General features: G+C 70.2%; 18 protein-coding genes. 5 read left to right on the top strand and 13 right to left on the bottom strand.

The window, feature by feature from the left end; all coding sequences use genetic code 11:
• Nucleotides 1-94 precede the first annotated feature (94 nt).
• Complete coding sequence (locus tag F8O03_RS14285) at nucleotides 95-1213, bottom strand: GNAT family N-acetyltransferase (protein WP_151424463.1); 1119 nt, start codon at nucleotides 1211-1213, stop codon at nucleotides 95-97.
• Between the two features lie 193 nt (nucleotides 1214-1406).
• Here F8O03_RS14285 and F8O03_RS14280 point away from each other — a divergent pair, with 193 nt between their 5' ends.
• The 5 genes from F8O03_RS14280 to F8O03_RS14260 all read left to right on the top strand — a co-directional run bounded on the left by F8O03_RS14280 (nucleotide 1407) and on the right by F8O03_RS14260 (nucleotide 6374).
• Nucleotides 1407-2351: a siderophore-interacting protein gene (locus F8O03_RS14280; protein ID WP_151424462.1), complete on the top strand. Its 945-nt coding sequence runs from the start codon at nucleotides 1407-1409 to the stop codon at nucleotides 2349-2351.
• Nucleotides 2348-3361, top strand: a complete 1014-nt coding sequence (locus F8O03_RS14275; RefSeq protein ID WP_151424461.1) for a FecCD family ABC transporter permease — start codon at nucleotides 2348-2350, stop codon at nucleotides 3359-3361. Before F8O03_RS14280 ends, F8O03_RS14275 begins: the two co-directional genes overlap by 4 nt.
• Nucleotides 3358-4428 carry a FecCD family ABC transporter permease gene (locus tag F8O03_RS14270; protein ID WP_244296296.1) on the top strand — a complete coding sequence of 357 codons (1071 nt, stop codon included), beginning with the start codon at nucleotides 3358-3360 and terminating at the stop codon, nucleotides 4426-4428. Before F8O03_RS14275 ends, F8O03_RS14270 begins: the two co-directional genes overlap by 4 nt.
• An 80-nt stretch (nucleotides 4429-4508) precedes the next feature.
• Entirely contained in the window at nucleotides 4509-5291 is a 783-nt protein-coding gene (locus tag F8O03_RS14265) for an ABC transporter ATP-binding protein (protein WP_244296318.1), read from the top strand.
• 54 nt (nucleotides 5292-5345) lie between these two features.
• Nucleotides 5346-6374: an ABC transporter substrate-binding protein gene (locus F8O03_RS14260; RefSeq protein WP_151424459.1), complete on the top strand. Its 1029-nt coding sequence runs from the start codon at nucleotides 5346-5348 to the stop codon at nucleotides 6372-6374.
• Nucleotides 6375-6495: 121 nt separating this feature from the next.
• Here the strand turns inward: F8O03_RS14260 and F8O03_RS14255 are convergent, their stop codons facing one another.
• The 12 genes from F8O03_RS14255 to F8O03_RS14200 form a co-directional block, all read right to left on the bottom strand.
• Nucleotides 6496-7038: a heme-degrading domain-containing protein gene (locus F8O03_RS14255; RefSeq protein WP_151424458.1), complete on the bottom strand. Its 543-nt coding sequence runs from the start codon at nucleotides 7036-7038 to the stop codon at nucleotides 6496-6498.
• A complete protein-coding gene (mgrA, locus tag F8O03_RS14250) occupies nucleotides 7031-8083 on the bottom strand; it encodes an L-glyceraldehyde 3-phosphate reductase (RefSeq protein WP_151424457.1) in 1053 nt (350 codons plus the stop codon). Before mgrA ends, F8O03_RS14255 begins: the two co-directional genes overlap by 8 nt.
• A 34-nt stretch (nucleotides 8084-8117) precedes the next feature.
• On the bottom strand, nucleotides 8118-8729 hold the full coding sequence (locus F8O03_RS14245) for a bifunctional 4-hydroxy-2-oxoglutarate aldolase/2-dehydro-3-deoxy-phosphogluconate aldolase (protein WP_151424456.1): 612 nt from the start codon (nucleotides 8727-8729) through the stop codon (nucleotides 8118-8120).
• Entirely contained in the window at nucleotides 8722-9471 is a 750-nt protein-coding gene (locus F8O03_RS14240; protein ID WP_104252383.1) for an IclR family transcriptional regulator, read from the bottom strand. The genes F8O03_RS14245 and F8O03_RS14240 overlap by 8 nt, the downstream gene beginning before the upstream one ends.
• Nucleotides 9472-9484: 13 nt before the next feature.
• Complete coding sequence (locus tag F8O03_RS14235; RefSeq protein ID WP_244296295.1) at nucleotides 9485-10441, bottom strand: sugar kinase; 957 nt, start codon at nucleotides 10439-10441, stop codon at nucleotides 9485-9487.
• Entirely contained in the window at nucleotides 10410-11918 is a 1509-nt protein-coding gene (locus tag F8O03_RS14230; RefSeq protein ID WP_151424455.1) for a tripartite tricarboxylate transporter permease, read from the bottom strand. Before F8O03_RS14230 ends, F8O03_RS14235 begins: the two co-directional genes overlap by 32 nt.
• Nucleotides 11915-12427: a tripartite tricarboxylate transporter TctB family protein gene (locus F8O03_RS14225; protein WP_151424454.1), complete on the bottom strand. Its 513-nt coding sequence runs from the start codon at nucleotides 12425-12427 to the stop codon at nucleotides 11915-11917. Before F8O03_RS14225 ends, F8O03_RS14230 begins: the two co-directional genes overlap by 4 nt.
• A gap of 13 nt (nucleotides 12428-12440) precedes the next feature.
• Nucleotides 12441-13418: a tripartite tricarboxylate transporter substrate binding protein gene (locus F8O03_RS14220; protein WP_151424453.1), complete on the bottom strand. Its 978-nt coding sequence runs from the start codon at nucleotides 13416-13418 to the stop codon at nucleotides 12441-12443.
• Between the two features lie 344 nt (nucleotides 13419-13762).
• A complete protein-coding gene (locus F8O03_RS14215; protein WP_151424452.1) occupies nucleotides 13763-14533 on the bottom strand; it encodes a fumarylacetoacetate hydrolase family protein in 771 nt (256 codons plus the stop codon).
• A 91-nt stretch (nucleotides 14534-14624) separates the two neighbouring features.
• The gene (locus F8O03_RS14210) at nucleotides 14625-16226 is read right to left on the bottom strand and encodes an APC family permease (protein ID WP_151424451.1); all 1602 of its coding nucleotides are present in this window, start codon (nucleotides 16224-16226) and stop codon (nucleotides 14625-14627) included.
• A 182-nt stretch (nucleotides 16227-16408) separates the two neighbouring features.
• Nucleotides 16409-17989 carry an APC family permease gene (locus tag F8O03_RS14205; protein ID WP_151424450.1) on the bottom strand — a complete coding sequence of 527 codons (1581 nt, stop codon included), beginning with the start codon at nucleotides 17987-17989 and terminating at the stop codon, nucleotides 16409-16411.
• Complete coding sequence (locus F8O03_RS14200) at nucleotides 17986-18912, bottom strand: universal stress protein (protein WP_151424449.1); 927 nt, start codon at nucleotides 18910-18912, stop codon at nucleotides 17986-17988. The genes F8O03_RS14205 and F8O03_RS14200 overlap by 4 nt, the downstream gene beginning before the upstream one ends.
• Nucleotides 18913-18936 lie beyond the last annotated feature (24 nt).

Genomic DNA, 18936 nt, shown 5'->3' with positions numbered 1-18936 from the left:
CGCAGTCTCAGGGAGTGCCGGGCCTCTACTGGCCGGAACCGAGTAAATTTTAGTACTCCCAAGCACAAGTGAGACGTTCAGCGAATCCGGGTGCTCAGTCGAGCACCTTCCGCCAGGCCCCTTCGCTGATGAACGGACGGAAGCCGAGGGCCTCGTTGACGTTCAGCATCGGCTGGTTCTCTTCGGCGTTGTACGTGTAGACCCGCTCGACGTCGGGGTGCAGGCTCCTCCACGCGAGCAGGTTCTCCGCCTTCACGAGCAGGCCGAGCCGGTGGCCGCGGTGCTCGCTGAGCACGAGCGTGTCCTCCTGGTCGGCCCGCTTCGTGCCGTCGGCCATCCGCTGCAGCTCGGTGAAGGCCACGAGCTCGCCGCTCGGGAGGTGCTGGATCGCGCCGACCAGCACCTGGTCGCCGCGGGCGGTGGCGGTCGACTCGAGCTCCTCGCGAACGCGCTTCGCGTCCCACGACTGCTCGTCCTCGGCGAGGTCGCCCTGCGGGGCGTCCGTGCTCATCCGCGCCTTGAGGTGCGCGTAGCCGTCGATGTGCTCCTCGGGCGTCGGGTAGGCCCATGACACGTAGCGGTAGTCGTCGCCGGCGATCTCGGCCGCGCCGTCGCGAAGCTCGCGGAGGCCGGCGTCGCGCCCCTCACCGAGCTCGAGCACGCTCATCCGCTCGACCTGTCCCAGCTCGAAGCCGCGCCCGACGAGCATCTGGGCGGCCGGGTCGAGGGCGGGGATGTCGCCCACCCCGGTCGGTGACGGCATGCGCGGCCCGTCGGCCTCCCGGTGCACGACCCAGGTGCGGATCTCGGTGCGGCCCGCTTCGCGCACCAGGCGCTCACCCAGCTCGTAGGCGGCGGCCCCGAACCCGCGGCCCCTCGCCTCCGCGTGGATCTCGAGCATCATCTTCGCCATGTGGACGTCTTCCGTGAGCGGGAGGTCGAAGAGGACCCGGCCGACGAGGCGTCCGTGCTCCCGGATGAGACGACCGTCGCGGCGCTCGTACTCGCTCGCTTCGTACCCCGGAAGCAGCACCTCAGCTGGCAGGACGAAGTCGTCGTTGCGGTATGTCTCCCGGGCGACGGTGTTGCGCAACGCCGTCATCTCGTGGAATGCATCGGCCGACGCATCGCCGAGCGATGAGGGGATGGCCAGGGGTTCGGCGGTGAACCCGTCTGGCTGGGTGGAATCGGGGGCGGTGGTGTCGAGCGACATCGGATGCTTCCTGTTGGTGCGGTGAAGCTGCGGCATCGCAGCCGGTCAGGATATCGGGGCTGGGATGCGCACCTCAACGGTTCGGCGTGGCGACCCAGTGGATGGGCGACGCGAACGCTGGGCGGAACGACCACAACGACCAGAACCGTTCCAGAACTGGACGCCGGGGTAAGGCAAGGCTTATCTTGGCTCGGTGACTGCTTCCGCTGCTCTTCAGACCCGCCCCGCCTACCGGCCGTACTGCGCCGAGGTCCGCTCGGTGCAGCATCTGTCGCCGGCTTTCACTCGGGCGACCTTCACGTGCGAGGAGTTCGAGCACTTCGGCACCACCGGGCTCGACCAGCGGATCAAGCTCATCCTCCCCATGCCAGATGGCACGACGAGCGACTTCGGGCAGCGCGACCAGGAGGTCCTCGACGCCGGCCTCTGGTACGAGCGCTGGCGCGAGACGCCGACGGCAGAGCGCAGCCCCCTGCGCACCTACACGGTTCGCCGAGTCGACCCGGACGCGCGCGAGATCGACGTCGACTTCGTCGTGCACCACGGTGCTGGCCCCGCGGGAGCCTGGGCCGAGACCGCGAAGCCCGGCGACGACCTCGTCATCGTGGGCCCCGACCAGCGCAGCGAGCACTCGCACCTCGGCGCCGACTGGCACCCCGGTACCGCCAAGCGCCTGCTCCTCGCGGGCGACGAGACCGCGGTCCCCGCCATCGGCTCCATCCTCGAGTCGCTCGACGGGCGGTGCGAGGTGGATGCGCTCCTCGAGGTGCCGACGAGCGCCGACATCATCCGCATCGACGCGCCCGCGAACTTCCGCATCACGTGGCTGCCGCGCGACGGCGCCAAGCACGGGGCGCGCCTCACGGAGGCCCTGACCAGCTGGTGCGAGGCCTCCCCAGACGCGCTCGCCCAGGCCGCATCCCCCCGCCCGCAGCAGATCGCCGACATCGACGTCGACGTCGACCTCCTCTGGGACAGCCCAGAAGACGGCGAAGGCGAGTTCTACGCGTGGATGGCCGGGGAAGCGGCGACCATCAAGACGCTCCGCCGCCACCTCGTGACCGTGAACGGCGTCGACCGCAAGCGCGTCGCCTTCATGGGGTACTGGCGCCTCGGCCAGTCCGAGCACCAGGAATGATCGCGGGCGCACGCGCGCGCCGCATCCGCCTGGTCGCCGTCGGCGCCGTCGCGCTGCTGATTGCCGCCGTGATCCTGAGCCTCCTCGTCGGAGCCCGCCCCATCGCCCCCTCCGTGGTCCTGGATGCGCTGCTCTCCCCCGATCCAGAGCTCGCGGACCACACCGTCGTGCGAGACCAGCGCATCCCCCGCACGCTGATCGGCCTCCTCGCGGGCGCGGCGCTCGCCGTCGCGGGCACCCTCATGCAGGGCATCACACGCAACCCGCTCGCCGACCCGGGACTCCTCGGCATCAACGCGGGGGCCTCCGTCGCCGTGCTCGTGGCCATCACGTTCTTCAGCATCTCCGCGCCGACCGGCTTCGTGTGGTTCGCGTTCGCGGGAGCCGCCGTCGCCGCCGTGGTCGTGGCCTTCGTCGGCACTCGGGGGCCCGACGGCGACAACCCGGCGAAGCTCGCGCTCACCGGGGCCGCGGTCACCGCCGGCCTCACCGCGGTGACCACCCTCATCCTGACGACCTCCATCGTGGCGCTCGACGTCTTCCGCTACTGGCAGGTCGGAGGGCTCACCTCGCGCGGCCTCGACACCGTCGCCGTCGTCGCCATCCCGCTCCTGGTCGGCGGCATCATCGCCGTCGCGAGCGCGCGCGGCCTCGACCTCATCGCCCTCGGCGCCGACACCGCGGCAGGCCTCGGGCAGAACGTGGCCCGCACCCGCGCGCTCGGCATCCTCGCGACCGTGCTGCTCTGCGGGGGCGCCACCTCGATCGCCGGCCCCATCGTCTTCATCGGGCTCCTCGTGCCCCACGCGCTCCGCGCCATCGTCGGCGACGACTACCGGCGCCTCCTCCTCATCGGCGCGCCCCTCGGCGGCGCCGTCCTGCTCATCGCCGACATCGTCGGCCGCGTCATCGCCCTCCCCGGCGAGGTGCAGGCCGGCGTGGTCGTCGCCTTCGTCGGCGCCCCGGTCCTCATCGCGCTCGTGCTGCGCCGAAAGCAGGTGGCGCTGTGACCAGGCTCGATGCGCTCCCCATCACCGCCGCCGATGGAGCGGACACGGGAGCATCCCCCTTCGAAGCGGTGCGGGCGCGCGTCCGCCGCCGCCGTTCAGCCGTCCTCATCGGGCTCAGCGCTGCCCTGGCCGCGGTCGTCCTCATCGGCGTGACGACGGGCGACTACCCGTTGACGCTCGAGCAGCTCAGCCGCACCCTCTTCGGCGGCGGCGACCGCCTCGAGACGTACGTGCTGTTCCAGGTGCGACTCCCCCGGGTCCTCATGGGCGTCCTCGTGGGGGCCTGCCTCGGCGTCGCCGGCGCCCTGCTGCAGGGCGTGCTGCGGAACCCCCTCGCGAGTCCCGACCTCCTCGGCATCAGCGGTGGCAGCAGCGTCGCCGCCGTGTTCCTGCTCCTCGTCTTCGGCGTCACCGGGCCGCTCCTCGCAGCCGCCGCGTTCGCCGGAGGGCTCGCCGTCGCGCTCGTCCTCCTGCTCGCAGCCGGCCGGCGAGGCGAGGCCGGCTTCCGTCTCATCCTCGCCGGCATCGGCATCTCGTTCCTCTGCGTCGCCATCATGAACTACCTCATGGTCCGCAGCCAGGTCGAGCTCGCGCAGGCCGCACTGCTCTGGGTCACGGGCTCCCTCGCATCCACCGCCTGGTGGCACCTCCTCGTCGTCGGCGTCGTCGCCGCCGCCGCGCTCCCTGCCGTGACGCTGTCGGCCCGCTGGCTGCCGATCACGCAGCTCGGCGCATCCACGTCCGCCGGACTCGGCGTCAGCACCAGTCGGGTGCGGATGATCGCGGTCCTCACCGCGGTCCTCCTCACCGCCGTCACCTGCGCCTTCGCGGGCCCCATCTCCTTCATCGCCCTGTGCGCGCCCGCCATCGCCAGGTCGCTGCTCGGCCACGGCGCCATCGGCGTCGGCGCGAGCGCGGTCACCGGAGCGGTCCTCCTCACCGGCGCCGACCTCGTCGCGCAGTTCGCGATCCCCGAGACCTCACTGCCAGTCGGAGTCGTCACCGGCGCCGTCGGCGCCGTGTTCCTGCTCTGGCTCCTCGCCTCGACGAAAGGACGCCAGCTGTGACCGGCGACGACTCCGCGCTTGCCCCCACCGTCGACCCTTCCGCGACCACCGGTCCAGGCCCGCGCCTCTCGGCACGCGGCCTGTCCGCCGGCTACCCGGGCCGCACGGTCATCGAGGGGCTCGACCTCGACATCACCCCCGGCCGCATCACGATGATCATCGGCGCCAACGCCTGCGGCAAATCCACCCTCCTCGGCGTGCTCGCCCGCCTCACCGCACCCCTCGCGGGCAGCGTTCGCCTCGACGACATCGACGTGGCGACCATCCCGAGGCGCCGGTTCGCGCAGACCGTCGGGATGCTCCCCCAGCATCCGACCGCCCCCGACGGCCTCACGGTCGCGGAGCTCGTCTCCCGCGGACGCCACCCCCACCGCGGACTCTTCGACCGCTGGGGCCAGGCCGACACGAAGCACGTCGACGAGGCCATGCGCCGCACCGGCGTCGCCGAACTCGCCGACCGCCCCGTCGGCGACCTCTCCGGCGGGCAGCGCCAGCGAGTGTGGATCGCGATGTCGCTCGCCCAGAACCCCGAGGTGCTCCTCCTCGACGAACCCACGACGTTCCTCGACCTCAGCCATCAGCTCGAGGTCCTCGACCTGCTCGTGAGCCTCAACCGGCGCGAGGGCACCACCATCGTGGTCGTGCTCCACGAGCTGAACCTCGCCGCCCGCTACGCCGACGAGCTCATCGTCATGCGCGACGGGCGGATCGTCGCAGGCGGAGCCCCCACCGACGTCCTGACGAAGGAGGTCGTCGCCGACGCGTTCGCGCTGGACGCACTCGTCATGCCCGACCCCCTCACCAAGACACCCCTCATCGTCCCCGTCCCGGGCGGCGCCCACACCGGGAACGAGCCCGCCTAGTCCCGCCGCACCTCGACTTCCTCACTTCACACCCCCGCTCGAAAGGAACAACCCATGCACCGAATCCTCCGACCGATCGCCGCAGCAGCGGTCGCGGTCACTGCGCTCGCGCTCAGCGCCTGCGCCCCCGCCGCCACCGACGCGGGTGACGCGGCCGCCGCCCCCGGCGACGCATCCACCTTCCCCGTCACCTTCGAGCACATGTACGGCAGCACCACGATCGAAGAGGCACCGACCCGCGTCGCGACGTGGGGCTGGGGCGTCACCGACGCGGTCCTCGCCCTCGGCATCGTCCCCGTCGCCATGGCCTCGATGGACTACGGCGGAGGCGAGGACCGCATCGCGCCGTGGGTGTCCGACAAGATCGAGGAGCTCGGTGGCGAGACCCCCGTCATCCTCGACAACGCCACCTACGAGCTCTCCGTCGAAGCGCTCCTCGCCACCGACCCCGACGTGTTCATCGCGTCATACTCGGGGCTCACGCAGGAGGAGTACGACGCCGTCACGGCAGCCGGCGTGCCGGTCGTCGCGCCGGAAGAGGCCATCTGGTCGACGCCGTGGCGCGACGTCATCACCGACACCGGGAAGGCACTCGGCCTCGAGTCGGACGCCACCGCGGTCCTCGCCGACCTCGACCAGCAGGTCGCCGACCAGGCCGCCGAGCACCCCGAGTTCGAAGGCACCACCATCGCCTACGCCTCAGAGGACGTCGACACCTTCTACCTCCTGCTCGAGAACGACCCGCGCGTCGAGCTGCTCACCGACCTCGGGTTCACGAGCGCGCCGTCCGTCGCGGAGCTCGCCACCGGAGAATCGACCTTCTCCACCACGGTCTCCAGCGAGAACCTCGACCGGATCGACGCGGACGTCGTCTTCACGCAGACCGAGACCGAGGAGCAGCTGCAGACGTTCCTGACCTCGGACCGCACGAAGCTCATCCCCGCCGTCTCGAAGGGCGCCGTCGCGGCACTCGTCGGCGAGGAGAACGGCGCGGCCATCTCGCCGACCGCGCTCTCGATCCCCTTCTTCCTCCCGACGCTGGTCGAGCAGCTCGCCACCGCCACGGAGGTCGCGAACAGCTAGCCGCGGCGCTCACGCGCGCACAGTGAAGATCGCTGCCAGTCGATTCGCCCTTCGGGGCACCCCGGAAGGGCGAATCGGCTGGCAGCGATCGCGCTGTGCGAGCCCGATGCTGCGCGAGTCGCTACGCCTCGGCGAGGAACTCCCGCAGCTGCTCGACGACGAACGCGTGGTCCTCGACCTGCGGCAGGCCAGAGACGCCGACCGCGCCGACGACACCGACACCCTCGATGCGCACCGGGAACACCCCACCGTTCGCGGCGACCTCGGTGGGGTCGAGCCGCGCCTCCTGCTCGTACACCCGGCCGAGGGAGCGGAACAGCGCGCCGACGCCAAGCGATGACTGCTCGAAGTGCAGAACCGCCCGCGTCTTGCGCTCGAGCCACGCGTCGTTGTCCGGCACAGCCCCGTCGAGCGCGGCGTGGAAGACTCGCTGCTGGCCGACGACGATGCCGATGACCACCGGCAGCGAACGAGCTGCCGCCGCCTCGCGCATCCGGGAGCCGAGCCGCCACGCGTCATCACGCGAGAACCGGGTGAAGATCAGCTCCGCCTCCTCGGCGCGGATGCGCGTGAGGTCGGCCCGCGCGCTCGCTTGGGCCCCGCTCTCCTGCAGCTGCTCCGGCGCCCGCGCCTCTGGCCGGACCTCCGCGGGCGCGTCAGGCATCCGACGACGCCGTCCAGATGTTGATGCCGCCGTCGACGGCGTGCGTGTCGATCTCGGCCAGCTCAGCCTCGGTGAACGGCGCGGCGTCGAGGCACTGCACGAGGTCGTCGAGCTGCGAGGTGCGGGACGCGCCGATGAGGGCCGAGGTGACCCGCTCATCCCGCAGCACCCACGCGATCGCGAGCTGGGCCAGCGTCTGCCCGCGGCGCTCGGCGATCGCATTGAGCGCTCGCACCCGCTCGAGGTTCTCCTCGCTGAGCATGCCGTCGCGCAGCGTCTTGCCCTGCGTCGCCCGCGAGCCCTCGGGAACTCCGCCGAGGTACTTGTTCGTGAGCAGCCCCTGCGCGAGGCCGGAGAACGCGATGATGCCGGCGCCGGCCGCCGCGTTGGCCTCAAGCACGGACGGCTCGCCGTCCTCGATCCAACGGTTGAGCAGCGAGTACGACGGCTGGGAGATGAGCAGGGGCGTGCCGAGATCACGCAGCAGCCCAGCGATCTCGGCGGTGCGCTCCGCGGAGTACGAGGAGATGCCGACGTACCGAGCCTTCCCGCTGCGCACGATCGCATCGAGCGCCGACGCCGTCTCTTCGAGGGGTGTCTCCGGGTCGAACCGGTGGCTGTAGAAGATGTCGATGTAGTCGGTGCCGAGCAGGCGCAGGCTGTTCTCGAGGCTGCCGATGAGGTACTTGCGGCCGCCGCCAGAGCCGTTCGGCCCCGGGTAGACGGGGTAGCCGGCCTTCGTCGAGAGCACGAGCTCGTCGCGGAGCCCCGCGAAGTCCTCGCGCAGGATGCGGCCGACGTTGGCCTCGGTCGAGCCGAAGGGCGGGCCGTAGCCGTTCGCGATGTCGAAGTGCATGATGCCGAGGTCGAAGGCGTGGCGCAGCAGCTCCCGCTGCTTCGCGATCGGGGCGTCGTCGCCGAAGCCGTGCCAGGTGCCGAACGAGATGGCGGGCAGCTTCAGGCCGCTCCGGCCGACGCGGCGGTACTGCATGCGCTCGTAGCGGTCGTCTGCGGGGCTGTAGCGGGGGGTGAGTTGGGCAGTCATGGGTTCTCTTCCATTCGAGTGCGGCGGGCAGGTGTCAGCGGGTGGCGGCGGATGCGCCGAGCGCGGAGAGGAGGGGCAGCTGCGCTTCGTCCTCGAGGGCGCTCCCGACGGCCACCACGTCGGCGCCTGCGCCGAGGTATTCGGCGGCGTTGGCGGCGCTGATGCCTCCGGTCGCGACGATGCGCACCTCTGGGAACGGGCCGCGCATCGCCGAGAACCAGTCGACGCCGAGGACGCTGGCGGGGAACGCCTTGACCCAGGTGAGGCCGAGACTCTTGGCGAGCTGGATGTCGGTGCCGCTCGCCACGCCAGGCAGCGGCGCCAGACCAGCCTCGAGCGCGGCCTCGATGACGGCGGGGTCGAGGCCTGGTGCGACGGTGAAGGATGCGCCCGCCTGCTTGGCGTCGCGCACGTGGGCCAGCGAGATGACGGTGCCGGCGCCGACCGCGTGACCGCCAGGCTCGGCGGCGCGGACCACCGCGCGCAGCGCCTCGAGCGCCCGCTCGTTCTGGATGGGCACCTCGACGCTCGAGATGCCAAGCGACCAGGCGAGCCTCGCGAGCTCGACGCTGCGCTCTGGGGTGTATCCGCGCAGGATCGCCATGACGGGCGACGTTGCGAACATGGTGTCGAAGGTGTCAGTCATGTGGCCTCCAGCCGATGTCGTGGGAGATGGCGAGGACGACGTCGTTCAGTCGCTCCTGCCATTCCGCGAGCGCCTCGAGGTCGGCGCTCGCCTTCAGTGCGGTGATGGACACGGCCGCGACGACCGTGTCGCTCGCATCGCGGATGGGCATCGCGATGCAGTTGATGAAGTTCTCGTACTCCGCGTCGTCGACCGCCCAGCCCCGCTCGCGGGTGCGCTCGAGGTCGGCGTCGAGGGCGGCCCGGGACACGAGCGTGTTCTCCGTGTACGGCGTGTACTCGTAGCCCTCGAGCATCCGGTCGGTCTTGGCCGCATCCTGGTTGGCGAGCACCGCCTTGCTCACACCCGCCGTATGGAGGAGCACCGGCTGCCCGATCTGCGAGTACAGGCGGACCATGCCAGGCTGCTCGATCTTGTCCGCGTAGACGATGCGGTCTCCCTCGAGGACGGCGAGGTGCACGGTGTGCGTGCAGTCCCTGCCGAGTTCCTGCAGCACTGGGCGGGCGATGTTGCGGAGGTCGAACTGGTCGCTCGCCGCCCGCGCGAGGCCGCTCAGCCGGTAGCCGACTCCGTACCTGCTGTCGGCGTGCCGGCGGGTGAGGCCGGTCTCCGTCAGCGTCTGCAGCATCCGCAGCGCCGTCGACCGGTGCACGCCGAGCTTGGCCGCGATCTCCGACTGGGTGCGCGGCGCGAGGCTCACGTACTCGAGGATCTCTGCAGCGCGGTGGATGCTCTGGGACATGGTGGTGCTCCGATCAGGCCGGGACGAAGTCGTGCGTGCTCCCGAGGGTGCGGGCTGCGAGCCCGTGCCCCCGGTTCAAGCACACGTCGACGGGTTCGCCGCCAAGCATGGCACCGAGGTAGCCGGCGGTGAAGGCGTCGCCTGCCCCGACGGCCTCCACGACGTCGACCGGATGCGCGGGAACGAACTCGACCGTGGTCCCGCCGTCCGCGGCCGCGACCTCTGTGGCCCCCACGCTGCCGTCCTTCACGACGAGCCTGCCGCGCAGGCCGAGCGAGGCGTGCAGCGTCTCGGGATGCCCCTCGCCCCAGAGGGTCTCGGCTTCGTCGCGGCCGACGAAGACGAGGTCGGCGAGGGTCGCGAGCTCGGCGAGCCGCGGGGCGGCGGCCTCCACGCTCCAGAGCCCCGGCCGGTAGTTCACGTCGAAGGACACGACGATGTCGCGACGCCTCGCCTCGAGCATGACGGCCTCGAGCATCTCGGCGCAGCCCGCGGAGAGCCCCGCGGTGATGCCTGTCACGTGCAGTGCCGCGACGCCCCGCCAGTCGAGCTGTTCGAGCACCGTCGAGTCCATGCGGGACGCGGCCGAACCCGCCCGGTAGTAGTAGACCGTCGTCTCGCCCTCGCCGGGGTCCTTGAAGTACACCCCGGTCGGTGCTCCCGCGACGAGCTGCACCCCGGCCACGTCGACGCCGCTCGCGCGGACCTCGTCGAGGAGGCGCCACCCGAGCGGGTCGTCGCCGAGCCAGCTGACCCAGCTCGCCGGCACGCCCGAGTCGGCGAGGTACATGGCGACGGTGGATTCGGCGCCGCCCGCCTTGACGGCGAAGCTCACGGCCTCGCGCAGGGGCGCCACGTGCGTCGGGGTGACCATGGCCATGGTCTCGCCGAGGCACAGCACCCGGCCGGCGGCCGGCCCAGGCAGCGGTGCGGACGGGCTACTTGAGAATGGGCTCTTCGGTGCGCTCACGCGACGACCGTCCTTTCAGCAGGGCGCGGATGCGCGGGGCGAGGACGGCGATGATGCTCAGGATGATGAGGGTCAGCGCGATGGGGCTCGTGAAGACCGCGCCGTAGCCGTCGATGAGCAGCGCGCGTCGGAGGTTGCCCTCCGCGAGCGGCCCGAGGATCAGTCCGAGCACCAGCGGGCCAGGCGGGAAGCCGAAGCGCCGCATCGCGAGGCCGAGGATCCCGAAGGCGAACATCAGCACGACATCGAAGACGGAGTTGGAGACGGCGAACGTGCCGACCATGCAGAACGTGACGATGACCACCGAGAGGTAGCGCTTCGGCATGGCGAGCAGCTTCACGACCCCGCGCATCCGCACGAGGGCGAGGGCGAGCGCCAGCACGGTCGCGACCAGCATGATCGCGGAGAGGCTGAACACGAGGTCAGGCCGGTTCGCGAAGAGGCTCGGTCCTGGCTGGAGGCCCCAGACGATCATGGAGCCGAGCATGACGGCCATGACCGAGTCGCCGGGCACGCCGAGCGACAGGGTCGTCGTGACCGAGCCGCCCATGGTCGCGGTGCTCGAGCTGTCGGCCGCGGCGACGCCTTCGAGCGCCCCCTTGCCGAACTTCTCCGGCGTCTTCGACGCGCGGCGGGCCTGGTCCCAGGCGATGACGCCTGCGATGTCCCCGCCGGCGGCTGGGATGACCCCGACGACGGCGCCGATGCCGGTCCCGATGGCTGTGGGCTTGCGCAGCAGCTTCCGTTCCGACTTGGTCGGCCACCACTTGCCGAGCTGGGTGATGGGCTGCGGTTCTGGCCCCTGCTTGGCGGAGATGACCTGGTTGAACACCTCGGCGATGCCGAAGAGTCCGATGATGGCCGCGATGAACGGCACGCCGCTCGAGAGCTCCGGGATGCCGAAGGTGAACCGCTGGTCGCCGGAGATCGGGTCGTTGCCGATCGTGCCGAGCCACAGGCCGAAGGCTCCGGCGGCGAGCCCCTTCATGACGCGGTCGCCTGAGACGCCGATCATCATGGTGAGCCCGAAGACGACGAGCGCGAACATCTCGATCGGGCCGAAGCTCAGCGCGAAGCCCGAGATGGGCTGGGCGAGGAACAGCAGGATGAGGATGCCCGCGAACGAGCCGACGGCTGAGACGAGCGCCGAGCTCGTCAGCGCGATGCCCGCCTTGCCCTGCTTCGCCAGCGGGTATCCGTCGAAGGTCGTCGCGATGGACGCGGGCGTGCCGGGCGTGTTGATGAGGATGGACGGCACGCGGTCCCCGAACTGCGCCGCGATGTAGATCGAGAGCAGCACAGCGAGACCCTGCAGCGGCTCCAGCGTGAGCGTGAAGCCCGCCGCGAGGGCGACGGCCATCGTCGCGGTGACCCCGGGGATCGCGCCCACGAGCGTCCCGAGGAGCACACCGATGACGAGGCACAGCGCGATGGTGGGGTCCATGAGGGCGCCGAGGCCCTCGGTGATGCCGTTCACAGCGGCACCCCCAGGAGGACTCCGAAGACGCCGTAGAGCACGGCCGTCACGATGACGGGGAACAGCGCGAGGTCGCGCCAGCAGCGACCCCCGAGCACGAACGTGAGGCCGGCGGCGAGGAGCAGCGTGACGATCACGAAGTGCAGGAAGTACCAGGCGACGCCGTAGGCCGCGATGGCGGCCAGCATGAGGAGCATCCGAACGAGGCCGCGCCTCGTAGGGGCATCCTCACTCGCCGCGTCCGGTCTGCGGATGGCGACCCCGACGAGCAGCGCGCCGAGGACCACGATCCCCGCGCCGAGCAGGGTCGGCCACCAGCGTGGGCCGAACGGGTCGCCGCCCGTTGCAGGCACGACCGCGAAGGCCACGGCGATGGATGCACCGCCGACGGCGATCACGCCCGCCGCGATGAGCAGCTCCCTGCGCCGGCTGACCGGCCGCGAGTCGGTGGTCTCCTCGTTGATCCCGAGGGCCACGTCGAGAGGGTTCGCCTCGACTGATCTGTCCATGACGGTCACGTCTCTACTCGCCGAACAGCTCGGCGAAGCGCTCGTGCTCCGCCGTCACGAAGTCGGTCGCCTCGTCGCCGGGGATGAACACGGGGATGTTGCCGCCGGACTCGATGAGCTCGATGTACTCGGAGCTGCCCGCGGCAGTCTCGATCGCCGCCTGGAGCGACTCCTTGACTGCGGGGTCCAGGCCTGCCGGGGCTCCGATGGCCGCCCAGCTGCCGATGACGACGTCGTAGCCCGCTTCTCCGGCCGTGGGGACGTCTGGCAGTGCGGGGGCGCGCTCCTCGGTGAAGACAGCGAGCACGCGCAGGCGGCCGTCCTCGTTGGCAGGCGCCGTCTCGCCGATACCGGCGACGACCGCGTCCACCTGTCCGCCGACCGCGGCCGTGACCGCGGGGGCGCCGCCGTCGAAGGGCACGCCTTGGAACTCGACGCCCGCGACGTTGCCGAGCTCGGTCGCGCCAGCCTCCCAGATCGAGCCGGGGCCGGCGTTCGAGATCGTGACGCTGCCCGGGTTGGCCTTGGCCGCCGCGACGAGGTCTTCGAGGGTCTCGTACGGGCTGTCCGCGGGAACCGCGATCGTGCCCGGCTGCTCGTTGACGATGCCCAGGAAGTCGTAGTTGGCAGGGTCGATGTCGTAGCCCTGGTGGCCGAGCATGCTCACCTCGACGGGGAAGACCATGATCGAGTACCCGTCGGCGGCCAGGCCGGCGACGTGCGTCATGCCGACGGAGCCGGCCCCGCCCGGGCGGTTGTCGACGACGATCGACTGGCCGAGCTCCGCCTCGAGCTGAGTCGCGAGCGTTCGCGCCGTGAGGTCGGTCGCGCCGCCCGCCTGGGTGGGCGTGTAGAAGGTGATCGACTGCGCGGGGAAGTCCTCGCCGCCGGCCGTGCCGCCCGCGCGGTTCGCGCAGCCGGAGAGGGAGAGCACTGTCGCCGCGGCGGCGAGCAGCGCGAGGGGCGCCAGTTTCGACGGACGTCGCTTCATCGGGGTTCCATCCACTTCATTGGGAATGTGTTGCACATGTTGCAACGTGGTTGCACTTACTGCACACATCGTATGAAACGGTGGATTCGCGCGCAAGCCCCGCCCGGCAATCTCGCCGTCGCTCCGCGCGGCGCGGCCGAGCCCCGCATCCCGCGCGCACGACGCACGGCGCACGGCGCACGGCGCATGGCGCACAACGAGGATCGCCGCCAGCCAATGTGCCCTTTCGGGGCGCCCAGAAGGGCACATTGACTGGCGGCGATGGGCCGACGCAAGGTCGGCGGTGCTCCAGCTACGGGCGGAGAGCGCGGCTCAGCGCGGCGAACTCTGCGGAGAGCGCGGCCCTAGCGGGCGGTGACGGGGTTCGAGAGCGAGCCGATGCCCTCGATCGTGCAGGTGACGGTGTCGCCCTTCGCGAGGGGACCGACGCCCGCGGGAGTTCCGGTGAGGATGATGTCGCCGGGCAGCAGCGTGAACACGCTCGACGCGTACTCGACGAGCTTCGCCACCGAGGTGATCATCTGCGAGAGGTCGCCTTCCTGGCGCAGCTCCCCGTTGACCTCGGCCGTGATGCGCCCCCTCGACGGGTCGAAGTCGGTCTCGATGATCGGGCCGAGCGGGCAGAACGAGTCGAAGCCCTTCGCGCGGGCCCACTGGCCGTCGCTCTTCTGCAGGTCACGGGCCGTCACGTCGTTCGCGATCGTGTAGCCGAAGATAACCTGGCCTGCATCGGCAGCCGGCACGTTGCGGGCGACCTGCCCGATGACCACGGCGAGCTCAGCCTCGTGGTCGACCCGCTCGGACTGCGGGGGCAGCACGATGGGGTGGCGTGGGCCGATGACCGACGTGTTCGGCTTGAGAAACATCATCGGGACCTCGGCGGCCTCGTTGCCGAGCTCGTTGGCGTGCTCCGCGTAGTTGCGGCCGAAGCCGATGACCTTCGAGCGGGGCAGCACGGGCGACTGCAGCTGCACCTGGTCGATCGGGATGCGTTCGTCGAGCGTCTCGTAGCCGAGGTAGAGGGGGTCACCCGCCAGCTTGACGTAGACCTTCTCCTCCTCGTCGAGGATGCCGAAGGTGAGCTGACCCTGGTATTCGAAGCGCGCGATCTTCACCGGGCCAGCCTACAGCGGCCCCGGCCGCCCGCGGTCGGGCGACGCCCAGCCGCGTCGCGCCAGGTCGCGTCGCGCCAGGTCGCGTCGCGAGCTACTGCAGGGCCGGGGCCGGCTCCGCGTCGCCGTCGGCGCCCGTCTTGATGGTCTCGCCGCGGAAGAAGCCGGGGCTGCGGAAGTACTGCACGACCATGAGCACGACTCCCAGCAGGAGCACCCCGACGCCGAGCACGAACACGAGGCCGATGCCGTCCTGGGCGATGCCGTCCGCGTCGTAGCTGGTCGCGAAGATCGCCGAGCCGGATCCGAACGACGGCGAGAGCGACGCCCTTGCGGTCTCGAAGAAGAAGTAGAGCAGCGCGAGGCCGCCGAGCAGCGGGAACAGGAACCGGAAGAACACGTTGCGCGTGGATGCGAATAGGGAGCGACGGAAGTACCAGACGCAGGCGAGCCCGGTGACGCCGTAGTAGAAGCAGACCATGAGGCCGAGGGCAGCGATCGTGTCCCACAGGGCGTTCTCGGAGAGGAGGCGCAGCACGATGTAGAAGGCGATGGCGGCAACGGCCGAGGCGATCGTCGCGACCGACGGCGACTTGAAGCGCGGGCTGACGCTCGCGTACGACTTCGGCAGCGCCCCGTAGTGCCCCATCGCGAGCAGCGTGCGCGACGGCGACACCATGGTGGACTGCAGCGAGGCGGCCGAGCTGAACATGACGGCGACGGTCATGAGCAGCGCGAACGGGCCCATGATCGGCTCCGCGAGGGAGGCGAGGATGCTCTCCTGGTTGTCAGGGTTGCCTGCGCCGAGCCCCTCCTCGCCGATCCCCGCGTAGGCGAGCACGGCGAGCGTCATGAGCACGTAGATGGCGACCATGACGAAGATCGTGAGCATGGATGCGCGTCCAGGGGTCTTCTCCGGGTCCTTCGCCTCCTCGTTCATCGTGATGACCGTGTCCCACCCCCAGAAGAGGAAGATCGACAGCGAGACGCCCGCGGAGATCGCGGCGAGGGAGCCCACCTCGAACGGGTTGAACCAGGACAGCTCGATGGGCGTCGCGTCGAACGCAGTGCCGTTCCCGACGTGCACGAACGCCGCGATGATGAACCAGACGATCGCGATGAGCTGCACCACGACGAGCACGTACTGCACCTTCTTCGTCGACTCGACGCCCCGATACGAGATCCACGCCGCGAGCGCCGTGAAGATCACGGTCATCGGGATGTTGATCCACAGCACGCGCGTGAGGTCGGCGAGCTCCGGGTTCTGGAAGATCTGCGCCAGCATGATGAAGAAGAAGTCGACGGCGACCGCCGCCAGGTTGGAGAGCACCAGCACGGTGGCGGCGATGAGCCCCCATCCGCCCATCCACCCGATCCACGGGCCGAACGCGCGGGTCGCCCACGTGAACGAGGTGCCGGAGTCGGGCATCGCCGTGTTGAGCTCCCGGTAGCCGAAGACGACGAGCAGCATCGGGATGAAGCCGACCAGCATGATCGCCGGCGTGTACACGCCGACCTCCGCGATGGTGGGGCCGAGGCCGGAGGTGACCGCGTAGGCGGGCGCGATGCAGGAGACGCCGATGACCGCGGCTCCGAGCACGCCGACCTTGCCAGCGGAGAGGCCCTTCGCGCTCAGTCCCCCGCCGTGGAGCTCCTCGTTGAGCTTCGTGGCGGCTGAGGTTTCCGATGTTGTCATTTGGTGATGATGACCCATGGACGGCGACCCGTCAATGGGCCGAAATGGCCCCGAAATATACGCGAATCGACAGAACGGCCATGGGCGCGCGCACCTTCTCGGCGCGCACCCATGACCGCACTTCTCTGCGTCTCGCCGTTCAGTTCGCTGCCATGCAGTTCAGCGAATGAACGACCCCAGAATCAGTCCTTCAGCACCTCGATCGACTGCGTGTCGCGGTCGTTGCCGATCTGGATCGTCTCGCCGCGGAAGAAGCCGGGGTTGCGGAAGTACTGCACGACCATGATGACGACGCCGAGCAGCAGCACGCCGATGCCGAGCACGAACACGAGCCCGATGCCGTCCTGGGCGATGCCGTCCGCGTCGTAGCTGGTCGCGAAGATCGCCGAGCCGGATCCGAACGACGGCGAGAGCGACGCCACGGCTGTCTCGTAGAAGAAGTAGAGCAGCACGATGCCGCCGAGCAGCGGGAACAGGAACCGGAAGAAGAAGTTCCGTGCGGAGGCGAAGAGGCTGTGCCTGAAGTACCAGACGCAGGCGAGGCCCGTCACGCCGTAGTAGAAGCAGATCATGAGGCCCAGGGCCGCGATCGTGTCCCACAGCGCGTTCTCGGACAGCAGCCTCATGACGACGTAGAAGACGACGGCGGCGATGGCCGAGGCCAGGGTCGCGACCGACGGCGACTTGAAGCGAGGGCTGACGTCCGCGAAGCGCTTCGGCAGCGCCCCGTAGTGCCCCATCGCGAGGATCGTGCGCGACGGCGACACCATCGTCGACTGCAGCGATGCCGCCGACGAGGAGAGGATGGCGAGGGACATGAGCAGCGCGAACGGGCCCATGACCGGGCCGGCGAGCGCCGCGAAGATGCTCTCCTGGTTGTCCGGGTTCCCCGCCCCGAGTCCCTCGGTGCCGATGCCCGCGAAGACGAGCACCGCGAGGGTCGTGAGCAGGTAGATCACCATGATGATGATGATCGTGAGCATGGCGGCGCGGCCCGGGGTCTTCCTCGGGTCCTTCGCCTCCTCGTTCATCGTGATGACCGTGTCCCAGCCCCAGAAGAGGAAGATCGACAGCGAGACGCCGGCGGCGACCAACGACATGTCCCCCAGCTCGAACGGGTTGAACCAGGACAGCTCGACGGGAGTCGGGTCGAAGGCCGTGTTGTTGCTCAGGTGCATGAACGCGGCGATGATGAACCAGGCCAGCGCGATGACCTGGAACGCGACGAGCCCGACCTGGATCTTCTCGGTCGCCTCGACACCCCGGTACGAGATCCACGCGGCGAGCGCCGTGAAGAGGATCGTGACGGGGATGTTGATCCACAGCACCCTCGTGAGGTCGGCGAGCTCCGGGTTCTGGAAGACCTGCGCGAGGAGGATGAAGAGGAAGTCCACCGCGACGGCGGCGAGGTTCGAGAGCACCAGGACGGTTGCCGCGATCAGCCCCCATCCGCCCATCCACCCGATCCACGGCCCGAACGCGCGCGACGCCCACGTGAAGGTCGTGCCGGAGTCGGGCATCGCCGAGTTCAGCTCCCGGTAGCCGAAGACGACGAGCACCATCGGGATGAAGCCGATGAAGAGGATCGCGGGCGTCTGCACGCCCACCTGCGCGATGGTCGGGCCGAGGCCCGAGGTCAGCGTGTAGGCGGGGGCGATGCAGGAGATGCCGATGATGGTGGCGCCGATGACGCCGACCTTGCCGGCGGAGAGGCCCTTGGCGCTGAGCCCGCCCCGCTCCGTGCTGTCTACTGTCTTCGTCATCGCCCTGTTCCTGTCTCAGTGGGTTCGGCACCGTGGGCGCGCTTCGGGGTCTCGGCGGGGAGCACCGCGCGCGGCACGACGATGACCGGCACCGTCAGCACCCGCAGCAGTCGTTGCGCGCGGGCGCCGAGGAAGATCCGGCCTCCCTGCGCGAGTCGGCTGGAGCCGACGAACGCCACGTCGCCCGCACTCCAGTTCGCCTTCTCCAGCGCGGCCTCGAGATTCTCGCCCTCGACGGTCTCGACGGTCGCCTTCCCGGACTCGAGCAGCGCCTCCGCACGGCCCGCGAGCACGGCGCCGCCGAACTCGCGCACGAATTCCTCGACCTCCTGCACCTGGCTCGGCGGCACGCGGTCGAGCTGCACGAGCGAGAGCAGGCGCAGCTGCACGTCGCGCTGGAGCGCGCTCTCGACAGAGGTGCCGATGAGCGCGGCGGCGCCGGAGCGTGTCCCGAAGAGGGTCGTGATGCGGGTGACGGGGCCCTCTTCCGCGAAGCCGGCCGGCGCGAGCGCCACGGGCAGCGGAGAGGCGTGCAGGAGCGTGGATGCGACGGTCCCGACCGTGAACTGACGCAGGAGCGCCGTCGTGGCCGCCCCGATGACGATCGCGACCGCACCGAACTCGGCGGCGACATCCATGAGGCCCTGCGCTTCACCGGAGGCGCTGCGCACGACGCCCTGCGCCTGGATGCCCTCAGGCACCTGCGCGAGCGCTTCGCTCATCCACGTGTCGATCTGCTTGCCGATGATGCTGTCGGCGTCGTCGAGCGGCAGCGGGTGCGTGCCGCTGTACGGCGACGTCTCCGGGGTGATCATCGCGATGATGAGCTCCGTGTCCGTGCCCTTGGCGAGGAAAGAGGCGAGAGCCAGGGCGTCGTGCCCTCGGTCGCTCGCGATGTAGCCCACTACGAAACGCTGCGTCATGCTGCCTCTCCAGTTCTTCGGGTG

The sequence above is a fragment of the Pseudoclavibacter terrae genome, from assembly GCF_008831075.1.
Classification (GTDB): domain Bacteria; phylum Actinomycetota; class Actinomycetes; order Actinomycetales; family Microbacteriaceae; genus Pseudoclavibacter; species Pseudoclavibacter terrae.
Note: the sequence above shows the minus strand (reverse complement) of the source record. Positions and strands in the feature narration are given on the sequence as shown.

Bases quoted from the DNA above. Each gene is read 5' to 3' on its own strand.
- F8O03_RS14285 (WP_151424463.1), bottom strand. From the start codon at position 1,213: ATGTCGCTCGACACCACCGCCCCCGATTCCACCCAGCCAGACGGGTTC.
- F8O03_RS14275 (WP_151424461.1), top strand. From the start codon at position 2,348: ATGATCGCGGGCGCACGCGCGCGCCGCATCCGCCTGGTCGCCGTCGGC.
- F8O03_RS14260 (WP_151424459.1), top strand. From the start codon at position 5,346: ATGCACCGAATCCTCCGACCGATCGCCGCAGCAGCGGTCGCGGTCACT.
- F8O03_RS14255 (WP_151424458.1), bottom strand. From the start codon at position 7,038: ATGCCTGACGCGCCCGCGGAGGTCCGGCCAGAGGCGCGGGCGCCGGAG.
- mgrA (WP_151424457.1), bottom strand. From the start codon at position 8,083: ATGACTGCCCAACTCACCCCCCGCTACAGCCCCGCAGACGACCGCTAC.
- F8O03_RS14245 (WP_151424456.1), bottom strand. From the start codon at position 8,729: ATGACTGACACCTTCGACACCATGTTCGCAACGTCGCCCGTCATGGCG.
- F8O03_RS14240 (WP_104252383.1), bottom strand. From the start codon at position 9,471: ATGTCCCAGAGCATCCACCGCGCTGCAGAGATCCTCGAGTACGTGAGC.
- F8O03_RS14225 (WP_151424454.1), bottom strand. From the start codon at position 12,427: ATGGACAGATCAGTCGAGGCGAACCCTCTCGACGTGGCCCTCGGGATC.
- F8O03_RS14220 (WP_151424453.1), bottom strand. From the start codon at position 13,418: ATGAAGCGACGTCCGTCGAAACTGGCGCCCCTCGCGCTGCTCGCCGCC.
- F8O03_RS14210 (WP_151424451.1), bottom strand. From the start codon at position 16,226: ATGACAACATCGGAAACCTCAGCCGCCACGAAGCTCAACGAGGAGCTC.
- F8O03_RS14205 (WP_151424450.1), bottom strand. From the start codon at position 17,989: ATGACGAAGACAGTAGACAGCACGGAGCGGGGCGGGCTCAGCGCCAAG.
- F8O03_RS14200 (WP_151424449.1), bottom strand. From the start codon at position 18,912: ATGACGCAGCGTTTCGTAGTGGGCTACATCGCGAGCGACCGAGGGCAC.